At 39.0% G+C, this 12794-nt stretch carries 11 protein-coding genes and 1 pseudogene; all 12 read left to right on the top strand.

Features of this window, described 5'->3' with window-relative positions; genetic code table 11:
- Positions 1-108: 108 nt before the first annotated feature.
- Positions 109-1953 (top strand): glycerophosphoryl diester phosphodiesterase membrane domain-containing protein, encoded by a 1845-nt coding sequence (locus P3G65_RS06970; protein ID WP_019292371.1) that lies wholly within the window; start codon positions 109-111, stop codon positions 1951-1953.
- 107 nt (positions 1954-2060) lie between these two features.
- Positions 2061-3911, top strand: coding sequence for an ABC-F family ATP-binding cassette domain-containing protein (locus P3G65_RS06965; RefSeq protein WP_019292370.1), 1851 nt, complete (start codon positions 2061-2063; stop codon positions 3909-3911).
- Between the two features lie 146 nt (positions 3912-4057).
- Positions 4058-4897, top strand: coding sequence for a thymidylate synthase (locus P3G65_RS06960; RefSeq protein ID WP_019292369.1), 840 nt, complete (start codon positions 4058-4060; stop codon positions 4895-4897).
- 48 nt (positions 4898-4945) lie between these two features.
- Positions 4946-5359: a GNAT family N-acetyltransferase gene (locus P3G65_RS06955; RefSeq protein WP_019292368.1), complete on the top strand. Its 414-nt coding sequence runs from the start codon at positions 4946-4948 to the stop codon at positions 5357-5359.
- Positions 5360-5375: 16 nt separating this feature from the next.
- Positions 5376-5801 carry an ASCH domain-containing protein gene (locus P3G65_RS06950; protein WP_019292367.1) on the top strand — a complete coding sequence of 142 codons (426 nt, stop codon included), beginning with the start codon at positions 5376-5378 and terminating at the stop codon, positions 5799-5801.
- Between the two features lie 104 nt (positions 5802-5905).
- Positions 5906-6622: pseudogene (purC, locus tag P3G65_RS06945) on the top strand (phosphoribosylaminoimidazolesuccinocarboxamide synthase).
- Positions 6623-6677: 55 nt separating this feature from the next.
- On the top strand, positions 6678-6920 hold the full coding sequence (purS, locus tag P3G65_RS06940) for a phosphoribosylformylglycinamidine synthase subunit PurS (RefSeq protein WP_019292365.1): 243 nt from the start codon (positions 6678-6680) through the stop codon (positions 6918-6920).
- Positions 6920-7600, top strand: coding sequence for a phosphoribosylformylglycinamidine synthase subunit PurQ (purQ, locus tag P3G65_RS06935; protein ID WP_019292364.1), 681 nt, complete (start codon positions 6920-6922; stop codon positions 7598-7600). The genes purS and purQ overlap by 1 nt, the downstream gene beginning before the upstream one ends.
- Positions 7597-9813 carry a phosphoribosylformylglycinamidine synthase subunit PurL gene (gene purL, locus P3G65_RS06930; RefSeq protein ID WP_046401013.1) on the top strand — a complete coding sequence of 739 codons (2217 nt, stop codon included), beginning with the start codon at positions 7597-7599 and terminating at the stop codon, positions 9811-9813. The genes purQ and purL overlap by 4 nt, the downstream gene beginning before the upstream one ends.
- Positions 9798-11213: an amidophosphoribosyltransferase gene (gene purF, locus P3G65_RS06925; protein ID WP_040087550.1), complete on the top strand. Its 1416-nt coding sequence runs from the start codon at positions 9798-9800 to the stop codon at positions 11211-11213. The genes purL and purF overlap by 16 nt, the downstream gene beginning before the upstream one ends.
- A complete protein-coding gene (gene purM, locus P3G65_RS06920; RefSeq protein ID WP_019292361.1) occupies positions 11206-12219 on the top strand; it encodes a phosphoribosylformylglycinamidine cyclo-ligase in 1014 nt (337 codons plus the stop codon). The genes purF and purM overlap by 8 nt, the downstream gene beginning before the upstream one ends.
- Complete coding sequence (gene purN, locus P3G65_RS06915; protein WP_284071137.1) at positions 12216-12758, top strand: phosphoribosylglycinamide formyltransferase; 543 nt, start codon at positions 12216-12218, stop codon at positions 12756-12758. The genes purM and purN overlap by 4 nt, the downstream gene beginning before the upstream one ends.
- Positions 12759-12794 lie beyond the last annotated feature (36 nt).

Below are 12794 nucleotides of genomic sequence, written 5' to 3'. Positions count from 1 at the left end.
CCCCTAAACGAGCGTAAAGTAGGTTCTTAGTTTTCAAAACATATTGTGCTAAAATAAAAAGAAGAAATTTATCTTACATTTTAATTTATTAAAAAGAAAGCAAGGAAAATGCGTAAAACATTCCAATCAACAAAAGACTTTTTTAAAAATACGTTTCATTATTTTGGTCCCGTCATCTTTTTTCACCTCTTACTTTTACTCGTTGTAGTTCCGACATTAACAGCGACCACTAATTTTTTACTTCACCGCAAGGAGATTGATTATCTGGCTTATGATAATGTACTCTCGATTTTCAGTCAACATCCCCTCACAGCGTTTGCTCTAGTAGGTATTTTGGTCCTGATTGTAGTTTCGGTATTCTTAGAATTTACTTTTCTAACGATACTGGTTCACTTTGTGAAGCAAAAAGAAAAAGTCACAATTCCTGAGTTACTTTATGCAACATTTTCACGGTTGCGACATCTCAGACCCTCTCTTATCTTATTTTTCTTGTTTTATTTTATGTTAGTTTTGCCTTTAAGTGGTTTTGCCAGCGGTATAGACATTATTTCCGCTATTCAAGTGCCTAACTTCATCTTGGAGTTTATTGCAACTAACAATTGGTGGCTTTTGACAGCCTACATTTTACTGACTTTATTATCCATGTTTATTGGATACCGTCTAATTTTTGTTCTGCCGCTCATGATTTTGCAGCAGAAAAAACTTAGGACCTCATTGAGTGTCAGCTGGCAGATGAGCAAAGGAAAATTTAAAGTTTTCTTTTTCCGCTTTATAGCAATTTTCATCAGTTTACTGGCTTCTTTCTGGGTAATCAGTCAACTCTTGATTTTGTTGCAATCCGCAATTGATCATCACATGCCTCAAATAGCGTTAGCATCTGCGACGATGATTATGTTTATTATCCAAGTTTCAGCTTTACTACACATGCTTTTGTCACTGATTTTGATTTTCTATGTGGTCATTAATTTGTTAGAGGAATTAACACCAGAAGAAATCTATGTTGAGCTAAAAGCTTTTCAACTATTGCCTAAAGGTTGGCGTTGGATGAGCCGAAGTTTATTGGGGCTTTTTACAGTCCTGTTTATTGCGCTCATTGGTGTTTTTAACGTTTATTACCTCAGCCAGGATACCTTATCAAATCCACTTATTATTTCACATCGTGGTGTGTCCGAGAAAAATGGTGTTCAAAATACAATTCCCGCCTTGATTGAAACTAGCCAAACCTATCATCCAGATTATGTTGAGATGGATGTACGTGAAACAAAGGACAAGCAATTTGTTGTCATGCATGATGAAAATTTACGTCATTTAGCTGGAGTGAACAAGAAAGTAAATGAATTGACTTTAGCTGAACTCACCAAACTCACTGTCCGAGAAAATGGTAAATCTGCCCCTTTACCAAGCTTTGATGAATACTTGAAAGAAGCAGATAGGCTTGATCAAAAATTACTGATTGAAATTAAAATCCCGCTTAAGGAAGATGTCAATGCAGTAAGTAAAAATTTCTTGCAACGTTATAAAAAAGATATTGAAGCAAGAAAACATCAAGTACAATCTTTAAGCTTTGAATTGTCACGCAGTCTAAAAAATCATGATTCATCTGCTTTTGTATTTTACATTATGACCTACAACCTTATCGGAGTACCGAAAAGTAATGTTGATGCATTTTCAGTTGAAATATCGACATTGGATTCGGAATTTGTGGAAAAAGCGCACGATTATGGTAAAAAAGTTTATGCTTGGGATGTTAATGATGCCAATACAGTACAACGTATGCGTCTATACGATGTTGATGGCTTAATCACAGATGATATACCGGTAGTCAAGAAAACTATCGAAAATACGCAAAGCGGTATGAGCTTTGCACAGAAAATTCGCATTTACTTATTAGATTTAGGAAATGCAGATTTAACAGATCTGAGCTCAGATAGTTTTTCTAGTTTTAATGTGTAGTATTTTATTTAATGTTGAAAGGCAAAGGGTCAAGGCTCTTTGCCTTTCTTAACTTGTGCTATAATAAATAAGAGTATTCAGAGAAAAAGATAGGATTTAGATAGAACATGGCAGATTTTTTAGTATCAGAATTAACAAAAAGCGTAGGAGATAAAACACTTTTTGATAAAATTTCATTTATTATACATAACCTCGATCGCATAGGGCTATTGGGCACAAATGGTACAGGTAAAACAACTTTGCTTAATACGATTGCGGGCATTCAAGGTTTTGATGGAGATGTTTCTCCATTTACTCACCCCCAAGATTATAAAATTACCTATTTGACTCAAGAGCCAGATTTTGATGATGAAGCAAGTATCATGGATACTGTTCTGGATGATTCACTTCCCCAAATGAAGGCCATAAAAAGATATGAAGCTGCACTTTTAAATATTGAAGATTTAAGCAAATTTGAACGTGCCCAATCTGATATGGATGCTTTAAACGCTTGGCAAGTAGAAGCAGATGTGAAAACAGTTTTAACAAAACTCAAATTGCCAGATTTTTCTTCAAAGATAGGCTCGCTTTCAGGAGGACAAAAGCGCCGTGTGCAATTAGCCCAAGCGCTCGTCAATCCGTCTGATTTACTTTTGCTGGATGAACCTACCAACCACCTTGATGTGGATACTATCGCATGGCTGCAAAACTATCTCAAAAATAGTAAGAGAACAGTGCTTTTTGTGACACATGATCGTTATTTTTTGGACAATGTGGCGACACGTATATTTGAGCTAGACAAGTCAAAACTCAAAGAATACCAAGGGAATTATCAAGATTATTTGGCGCAACGTGCTGAAGCAGAGGAACGTGAAGCTGCAAGCTTGCATAAAAACCAACAGCTTTACAAATCAGAATTAGCTTGGATACGCAAGTCTCCGCAAGCACGAGCAACTAAACAACAGGCACGTATTGACCGTTTTGAAAGCTTAAAAGAAGATGTACGTACAGATAAAGACTTGGGTGATGTAGACATCAGCTTGGCGACGACACGTTTAGGAAAAAAAGTCATTAATTTTGAAAATGCAGCTTTTGCATTTCCTGATCGTCCAATCTTTTCTGACTTGAACTGGATTGTACAGAATAAAAGTCGTGTTGGTATCGTTGGTGATAATGGTGTAGGTAAATCAACCTTGCTCAATATTATCGCCGGAGAACTTGAGTTGACGTCAGGAACGATGGATATCGGTGAGACTGTTAAGATTGGATACTTCAGTCAAGAAATACGTGGACTTGAAGAGGATAAACGCATCATTAATTTCTTGGAAGAAGTAGCTTCCGCTAGCCAAAATACAAGCGGTGAGACAATTTCGATTGTTAATCTTTTGGAACAATTCCTCTTTCCAAGAAGCACACATGGGACTTTGATTCGTAAACTTTCTGGTGGTGAGAAGAAGCGCGTTTACCTCTTAAAAATATTATTAACACAACCTAATGTTCTGCTCTTGGACGAGCCAACCAATGATTTGGATATTGCAACTTTGACAGTTTTAGAAGATTTTCTTGCAAAATTCCCTGGCGCTGTAATTACCGTAAGTCACGACCGGTATTTCCAAGACAAGGTTTCCAATGAGCTTTTGGCTTTTGAGGATGGAAAAATTAACCATCTTTTTGGTGCTTATAGTGACTACTTGGCGACAAAAGTGGCAGCTCCTGTGGAAGTAGCTACTCCGAAAGTTGATACACGCGTACGCGAAGATGTAAAACCAAAGATGACTTGGGCCGAGAAGCAAGAATGGGCAACCATCGAAGAAGATATTGCAAAATTAGAAGAACGAATAGAAGAAATTGATTCTGAAATGAACGAAAATGGTTCAGATGCCGGTATGCTTTCTACTCTTCAAAAAGAATTAGATCAAGTAACGACAGAACTTGAGACAAAATATGAGCGCTGGGAAATGCTCAGTGAAAAAATATAAAAAGCAAGCGAGTTCTTGCTTTTTTTGTTTCTTTTTCTATTTTGATTGTCATAATTACTTTAAGAGAATGGAACTAACCTCTAAAAGTTTGTTTATTTATATGGTATAATGTTAGTCATAATAAAGCGAAAGTAAGAGAGGGAAATATGACCTACGCAGACCAAATCTTCAAAGAAAATATCAGTAATATCCTCGAAAATGGCGTGTTTTCAGAAAATGCGCGTCCAAAATATAAAAATGGCCAAACAGCCAACAGTAAATATATTACAGGATCTTTCGTCACTTATGATCTTGAAAAAGGGCAATTTCCTATCACAACTCTTCGTCGTATTCCTATCAAGACGGCAATCAAAGAACTCATGTGGATTTACCAAGATCAGACCAGCGCACTTGACGTTCTAGAAGAAAAATATGGTGTGAAATATTGGGCTGAATGGGGTATCGGTGATGGTACCATTGGACAACGTTATGGAGCAACCGTTAAAAAATATAACATTATCGGCAAGCTTCTCGAAGGTTTGGAAAAAAATCCATGGAACCGTCGGAATATCATTAATCTTTGGCAATATGAAGATTTTGAAGAAACCGAAGGACTTTTGCCTTGTGCATTTCAAACGATGTTTGACGTAAGACGTGAAGCAGATGGACAAATTTATCTGGATGCAACCTTGATTCAACGTTCAAACGACATGCTTGTGGCGCATCATATTAATGCGATGCAGTATGTAGCTTTGCAAATGATGTTGGCTAAACACTTCAGCTGGAAAGTCGGCAAGTTTTTCTACTTTGTCAACAACTTGCATATTTACGATAATCAATTTGAACAAGCGAATGAGTTACTGTCACGCACGGGTTCAGAAAAAGAGCCACGCTTGATTTTAAATGTACCAGATGGAACGAATTTCTTTGATATTAAACCAGAAGATTTTGAATTGGTGGACTATGAACCTGTGACTCCACAACTCAAATTTGATTTGGCGATTTAAGATGAACTGTCGACATTACTGCTCAACGATTATGCTGAGATTGCTGATTTGTTTTATACAACAGTACATACAATCAATACTGCGGATTATTCTGCAGAAGAGTTAGAAGCATGGGCGCCATCTGATAAGTCTGATTTTTTTCCGGAAAAACTGCTGGCTGAGAGTTATTGTATAATTGTAGAAGAAAGTGGAAAAATTTTAGGCTTTGCTAATGCGACAAGCGAAGACAAATTTGATTGCCTGTATGTTGATAAGGATTCTCAGAAACGAGGTGTAGGAAATCTCCTTGCCAAACAGATTGAACAATATTGTAAGGGGCAGGGGGCAGAAAGAATAAATGTTGATGTTTCCTTAACTGCGCGGCCTTTTTTTGAAAAACGTGGCTATGAGATTTTAGAGCAACAAATCGTCCTACGACGCAACCAAAATTTAAAAAATTACAAAATGCAATTAAAGTTATAAAAGACGGGAAGGAAAAATGTACGAAAAATTTATCGCAGAGGCTAATCTAAATCCAGATAACTTCAGTGATGCTTGGGCCTTTGGTAACACTCCTCAAATGGCTGATGAGCTATTAGAACTTGTACTTGAGGGGAAAAAAAGAGCTACAGCAAGCGCATTGTCCCTGTATGGACCAGACGATTTTTTACCTGCTGTGGATGGAAGATATGAGATTTTACTCGATGGCAAAGGAAATCCACGAGCCGCGATTCAAACAAGCAAGGTCTATATTACTAAGTTTAATAAGGTAACAGAGGATCATGCCTTTAACGAAGGTGAAGGAGACAGGAGCTTGGCCTATTGGCGGCAAGTTCATGAAGCTTTTTTCCGAGATTTAGATTGTTATGCACCAGATATGGATATTGTCTGTGAAGAATTTGAAGTTTTATATAAATGTTCGTAAAAAGCGAATGATATTCAAAAAAGATATTACTTTCACAAGTAATATCTTTTTTTGTACTCTAAATAAGGTTAGAATTAAATTATAAAATAAAGAGGAGGCATATCGTGAGAAAGGGACGCTTACTTTATGAAGGTAAAGCAAAGAAGCTTTATGAAACAGAGGATGAACAGCTGGTTTGGGTGGAGTATTGTGATAACGCAACAGCTCTAAATGGTAAAAGAAAAGAAGAAATTAAAGGCAAAGGGGCATTGAACAATCAAATTACATCCCTGATTTTTCAAAAATTGAATGCCGAACAAATCAAAACATCTTTTATCACATAACTATCTAAAACCGAACAATTAAACCAGAAAGTTGAGATTATACCTCTAGAAGTGGTCTTAAGAAATCGTGTTGCTGGCTCTTTTGCAAAGCGATTTGCTTTGGAAGAAGGTGACATTCTTCCTCGACCTATTATTGAATTTTATTACAAGTCTGATGCACTCGATGATCCTTTTATCAATGATGAACATGTCTATTTTCTTGAACTTGCTCAACCAGAAGAACTGGAGTTCATCAAGTCAGAAACACTGAAAATCAATACCCTTCTCCAAAAAATATGGGGGGAAATCGGCTTGAGTCTGGTTGATTTCAAACTCGAATTTGGTCGTATAGCAGATGGCGAAATTATCTTGGCAGACGAAATTTCACCAGATACCTGTCGCCTTTGGGATGCGGAGGGGAACCATTTAGATAAAGATGTTTTCCGTCGTAATATTGGAGACTTGATTGAAGTATACAGTCGTGTACTCACAGCCCTTCAAGAAGAAAAAGAACTTTAAGACTTAATGCCGTAATGGCAGAGACAAATAAAAGAAAGTGAACGAGAAAGAGAAAATGAGCAAAGTAGAAGTTTACGTAACCTATAAAAAATCAATTTTGGATCCTCAAGGACAAGCAATCAAGGCAGCAACTCAAAAGCTAGGCTACTCTGAAATTCAAGATATTCGCGTTGGTAAATATTTTGAAATCGAAGTTGAGGGAGATTCTCAATTGGCCGTGAAGAAAGTGGAAGAGATAGCTGAAAAATTATTAGCAAATCCAAACATGGAAACTTACAAGGTTGAGGTGGTAGATTGATGAAATTTGCAGTTATTCAATTTCCAGGATCAAATTGTGATTTCGATCTCCTCTGGGCTATTCGTGATGTGATGCAAGCTGAAGCCGAATTTGTCTGGCATGAGGAAAAGTCTCTTGCAGGCTTTGATGGTGTGTTGATTCCTGGAGGTTTCAGTTACGGGGATTACTTACGTTGCGGAGCCATTGCTTCTTTTTCGAATGTTATGCCTGAAATTAAACGTTTGGCTGCAGAAGGAAAACCTGTCTTTGGTACCTGCAATGGGTTTCAAATTCTTATCGAAGCAGGACTTTTACCAGGTGCTTTGATTCAAAATGACAGCTTAAAGTTTGTTTCAAAGTGGCAAAACTTAAAAGTAAATAATAATTCAAAATTTACAACTGTCTTTTCTAAAGATGAAGTGATTAGCTTGCCTATTGCACATGGGGAAGGCAAGTATATTGCTGATGAAGAAACCTTGGCAGATTTAAAAAATAACGGACAAATCGTTTTCACTTATGCAAATGGAAACCCCAATGGTTCTGCTTTAGACATTGCTGGGATTTGTAATCAAGAAGGGAATGTTTTGGGGATGATGCCCCATCCAGAACGCGCCGTAGAATCCTTACTTGGTGGAAATGATGGTAAAAAAATGTTTGCCAGTATCTTGAAAAATTTTGTAGAAGAAGGAGCGTCACAATGAGCGGTGAAATGAGTCCAGAACAAATCCAAACGTCAAAAATTTATCGTGAATGGGGCTTGACTGATGAAGAATATTCTAAAATTAAAAATGAGATTCTTGGTGGTCGCCTGCCTAACTTTACAGAAACTGGCATGTATGCCGTGATGTGGTCAGAGCATTGTTGTTATAAAAATTCAAAACCTGTCTTGAAAAAATTTCCAACAGAAGGTCCACAAGTACTTATGGGACCAGGTGAAGGTGCTGGAGTCGTTGATATTGGTGATGACTGGGCAGTTGTTTTCAAGGCAGAGTCACACAATCACCCAAGCTATGTCGAACCCTATGAAGGTGCAGCAACAGGATCGGGCGGGATTATTCGTGATATCTTTTCGATGGGAGCGCGACCAGTTGCTCTTTTGGATAGTCTTCGCTTTGGTCAGATTGACAATGCTAAAACACGTCACATTGTTGACCGTGTGACAGCTGGAATAGCAGGATATGGTAACTGTATCGGTATTCCTACAGTAGGTGGAGAAGTAGCTTTTGACGAATCTTATGCGGGAAATCCTTTAGTGAACATGATGTGTGTGGGCTTGATTGAGCATAAGCACATCCAAAAAGGACAAGCCAAAGGTGTAGGCAACACAATCATGTATGTCGGCGCGAAAACAGGACGTGACGGCATTCATGGTGCTTCGTTTGCCTCTCAGGAGTTTGGTTCAGGTTCTGAAACACAACGTTCTGCCGTTCAAGTGGGCGATCCTTTTATGGAAAAACTTTTGTTAGAGGCTTGTCTTGAAGTGATCCATAATCATTCTGATATCCTTGTCGGTATTCAAGATATGGGGGCTGCTGGATTAGTTTCTTCAACTTCGGAAATGGCTTCGAAAGCTGGCTCAGGTTTGAAACTTAATTTAGACTTAGTACCACAACGTGAAACGAACATGACGCCTTACGAAATGATGCTTTCGGAATCACAAGAACGTATGGTGCTTTGCATTAAAAAAGGACATGAAGATGAAATCGTTGAGCTCTTTAAAAAGTACGAACTTGATGCGGTAAATATCGGTGAAGTCACTGACGATGGGATGTACACATTGTTCCATCAAGGTGAAAAGGTTGCCGAAATTCCAGTAGACTCTTTAGCTGAGGATGCACCGGTTTATTATCGTGAAATGAAAGAACCTGCACGCATTGCTGAATTTGAAAAAGCTGAAAAGTTTATCCCGGAAATCGTAAATGCAACAGAGGTTCTCAAAGATCTCCTTAGACAACCAACAATTGCGAGCAAGCGCAGTATTTATGAAACCTACGATAGTCGAGTAATGACAAATACAGTCGTTGCACCAGGATCTGATGCAGCAGTTATTCGCCTCCGTCATTCCAATAAAGCTTTAGCAATGACAACAGACTGTAATGCGCGCTATCTCTACCTTAATCCCGAGATTGGTGGACAAATAGCTGTCGCAGAAGCAGCACGAAATATCATTGCTTCAGGGGGGAGACCTTTAGCAATTACGGACTGTCTTAACTTTGGTAATCCAGAAAAGCCAGAACAATTTTATGAGTTAAGCAAGGCATGTGATGGTATTTCGGAATCTTGCCGTGTGTTATCTACTCCGGTCATCTCAGGTAATGTTTCCCTTTATAACGAAACGAACGGTCAAGCTATTTTACCGACACCAATGATTGGAATGGTTGGCTTGATTGAAGATGTGGCACATATTACGACACAAGATTTTAAAGAAACAGGTGACTTAATTTATCTTATCGGTGATACTGCCGATGATTTCTCCGGTTCTGAAATTCAAAAAATGATGACAGGAGAGATTTCAGGTACGCTGAACTTTGAACTGCAAGCTGAAAAAGAAAATCAGGAACGCGTACTAAAAGCAATCCAAGCGGGTCTCATTCAGTCAGCGCATGATTTATCTGAAGGTGGCTTAGCTGTTGCTCTTGTCGAGTCAGCTTTTGCGAATAATAAAGGAATTTCTGTTCATTTTGATGGCAAAGTATCACAACTTTTCTCTGAAAGTCAAGGTCGCTTTATTCTCTCAGTTCGCCCAGAAGATGAAAAGGATTTTGAAGAAATGATGGTAGGGAAAGCAAGCAAGTTAGGGCATGTTACAGACAAGTCAGAAATTAAAATTTCAGCAAAAGATGGTGAAATTTCCCTATCTACTGAAGAAGCGAAAGCGATTTATGAAGGAGCGATTCCATGCCTTATGAAGTAAAGTCCTTGAACGAAGAATGTGGCGTTTTTGGCATCTGGGGACATCCTGAAGCTGCACAACTGACTTATTTTGGACTTCATGCCTTGCAACACAGAGGACAAGAAGGTGCCGGTATTCTGTCAAATAATGATGGGCAACTTCAGCGGCATCGTGATTTAGGCTTGGTAACAGAAGTTTTTCGTCACGAAAAAGATTTACAAAAATTATTAGGGAAAGCAGCTATGGGCCATGTACGCTACGCCACAGCAGGTTCAGCAGAATTAAACAATATTCAGCCTTTTCATTTTAAATTTCAAGACACACAGCTTGGTCTAGCCCATAACGGTAACTTGACCAATGCCGTATCGCTACGACGTGAGTTAGAAGCACAAGGTGCTATCTTTTCTTCAAGTTCAGACACCGAAATTTTGGCGCATCTGATTCGCCGCAGCCATCATCCTGAATTTATGGGAAAAGTAAAGGAAGCCTTGAATACTGTTAAAGGTGGCTTTGCTTATCTCTTGATGACAGAAGATTCAATGATTGCAGCTCTTGATCCCAATGGCTTCCGTCCTTTATCTATTGGGAAAATGGCGAACGGTGCGCTCGTTGTAGCCAGTGAAACCTGTGCTTTTGATGTTATCGGTGCAGAGTTTGTCCAGGAAGTCAAACCCGGTCAGATTATCCAAATTAATGATCAAGGCTTGCATGTTGAGCAGTTTACAGATAAGACCAATACACAAATTTGTTCAATGGAGTATATTTACTTTGCACGTCCGGACAGTGTTATTGCAGGTGTCAATGTTCATACCGCACGTAAACAATCAGGGCGTATCTTAGCACGTGAGGCACAGATAGATTCAGATATTGTTATTGGTGTGCCAAATTCGTCACTCTCAGCAGCATCCGGATATGCAGAAGAATCTGGATTACCTTACGAAATGGGCTTGATTAAAAATCAATATGTGGCGCGTACATTTATTCAGCCTACGCAAGAATTAAGAGAACAAGGTGTACGGATGAAGCTCTCGGCTGTTTCCAGTGTAGTCGAAGGTAAAAAGGTTATCATGGTGGACGATTCTATAGTACGTGGAACGACAAGCAGACGAATTGTGCGTTTACTTAAAGATGCCGGCGCTGCTGAAGTTCACGTTGTAATTGCGAGCCCACCGCTTGCTTATCCATGCTTTTATGGTATCGATATTCAAAAGCGAGAAGAGTTGATTGCAGCGGAACACTCAGTCGATGAAATTTGCCAAATCATTGGAGCAGATAGTCTTACTTTTTTAAGCCAAGAAGGATTAGTTGAGGCTATTGGACATGATAATCTGTGTCTGTCTTACTTTGACGGTATATATCCGACGCCACTTTACGATTACGAAGAAAATTACCTGAAATCTTTAGGAGGAAAAAATGTCTAAAAATGCTTATGCAAAGGCAGGAGTTGATGTTGAAGCGGGTTACCAAGTGGTTGATCGCATAAAAAAACACGCGGAAAAAACGAAAAGGCTGGGAGTTCTTGGAGGACTTGGAGGATTTGGAGCGGCATTTGATCTTTCAAAACTTGATGTTAAGGAACCAGTGCTTATTTCTGGAACAGACGGAGTAGGCACAAAGTTGATGCTGGCTATTGAAGCAGACAAACATGACACGATTGGGATTGATTGTGTGGCCATGTGTGTTAATGATATCGTTGCAGCTGGAGCAGAACCTCTCTACTTTCTTGACTATATCGCTACCGGGAGAAACCATCCGGAAAAGCTCGAAAAAGTAGTCGCAGGTGTTGCCCAAGGATGTTTGCAGTCAGGTGCAGCCCTGATTGGCGGTGAAACAGCAGAAATGCCAGATATGTATGATACAGATGATTATGACCTTGCAGGTTTTGCTGTCGGTATTGCCGAAAAGTCAGCCTTAATTGATGGCTGCAAGAATGTTGAGGCAGGTGATATCTTATTAGGGCTTCCTTCCTCCGGTATTCATTCGAATGGATACTCGCTCGTCCGGAAAATCTTTAAAGATTTTGATAAACAAGAAATTCTTCCTGAGCTGGAACGCCCCCTTGGAGAAGAGTTACTTGAACCCACTCATATCTACGTCCAAGAGCTGTTGCCACTTATAAAGGACAATATGATTAAGGGGATATCACATATTACAGGAGGTGGTTTTTATGAAAATCTTCCGCGAATGTTTAGTGATCAATTAACAGCTGAAATTATAGAAGACAGCTGGGAGATTTTGCCTATTTTCAAAGCTTTGGAGAAATACGGTCAAGTTCCTCATGACGAAATGTTCCAAATTTTCAATATGGGAATTGGTATGGTCCTTGCGGTGGCCCCAGAAAAGGCTGAGGAAGTGAAGCAAAGAGTAAAATGCTACGAAATCGGAAAAATTACTCCACGTGTGAAACAAGCGGTAATTATAAAATGAGGATTGCCGTTTTTGCCTCAGGATCAGGATCCAACTTTGAAGCTCTTGCTCAAGCTTTTCCCGCTGAAGTTCAGCTCTTATTCTCGGATAAGATTAAGGCTTATGCTCTACAAAGAGCACAGCAGTTCAAGATAGCTGCTGTCAGCTTTACCTTAAAATCTTTTGCTGATAAGCAAAGTTATGAAGAAGCCTTAGTTGCTTTGCTCCGTGAACATCAGATTGATTTGATTTGTCTTGCAGGTTATATGAAAATTGTTGGTCCTACTCTTTTGCAAGCTTATGAAGGCCGGATCATTAATATCCATCCATCTTATCTGCCAGCTTTTGCGGGTTCAGCTCATGCTTTAGAGGAATCCTGGCAAGCTCAAGAAGGCTTGGGAATCACAGTGCATTGGGTGGATTCTGGAGTCGATACAGGAGAAATTTTAGCCCAGCAGCAGCTTGATTATTACCCAGAACTCGCCGAATATGAAAAAAAGCTCCATCAAATAGAGCATGAATTGTATATAAAAGTAGTAGAAGAGCTTATCAAAAAATAGTAAGAGCTATTATAAACTTAAAAATAGAAAAGGAAT

It is taken from the genome of Lactococcus sp. bn62, from assembly GCF_029492705.2.
GTDB lineage: Bacteria > Bacillota > Bacilli > Lactobacillales > Streptococcaceae > Lactococcus > Lactococcus petauri.
Note: the sequence above shows the minus strand (reverse complement) of the source record. Positions and strands in the feature narration are given on the sequence as shown.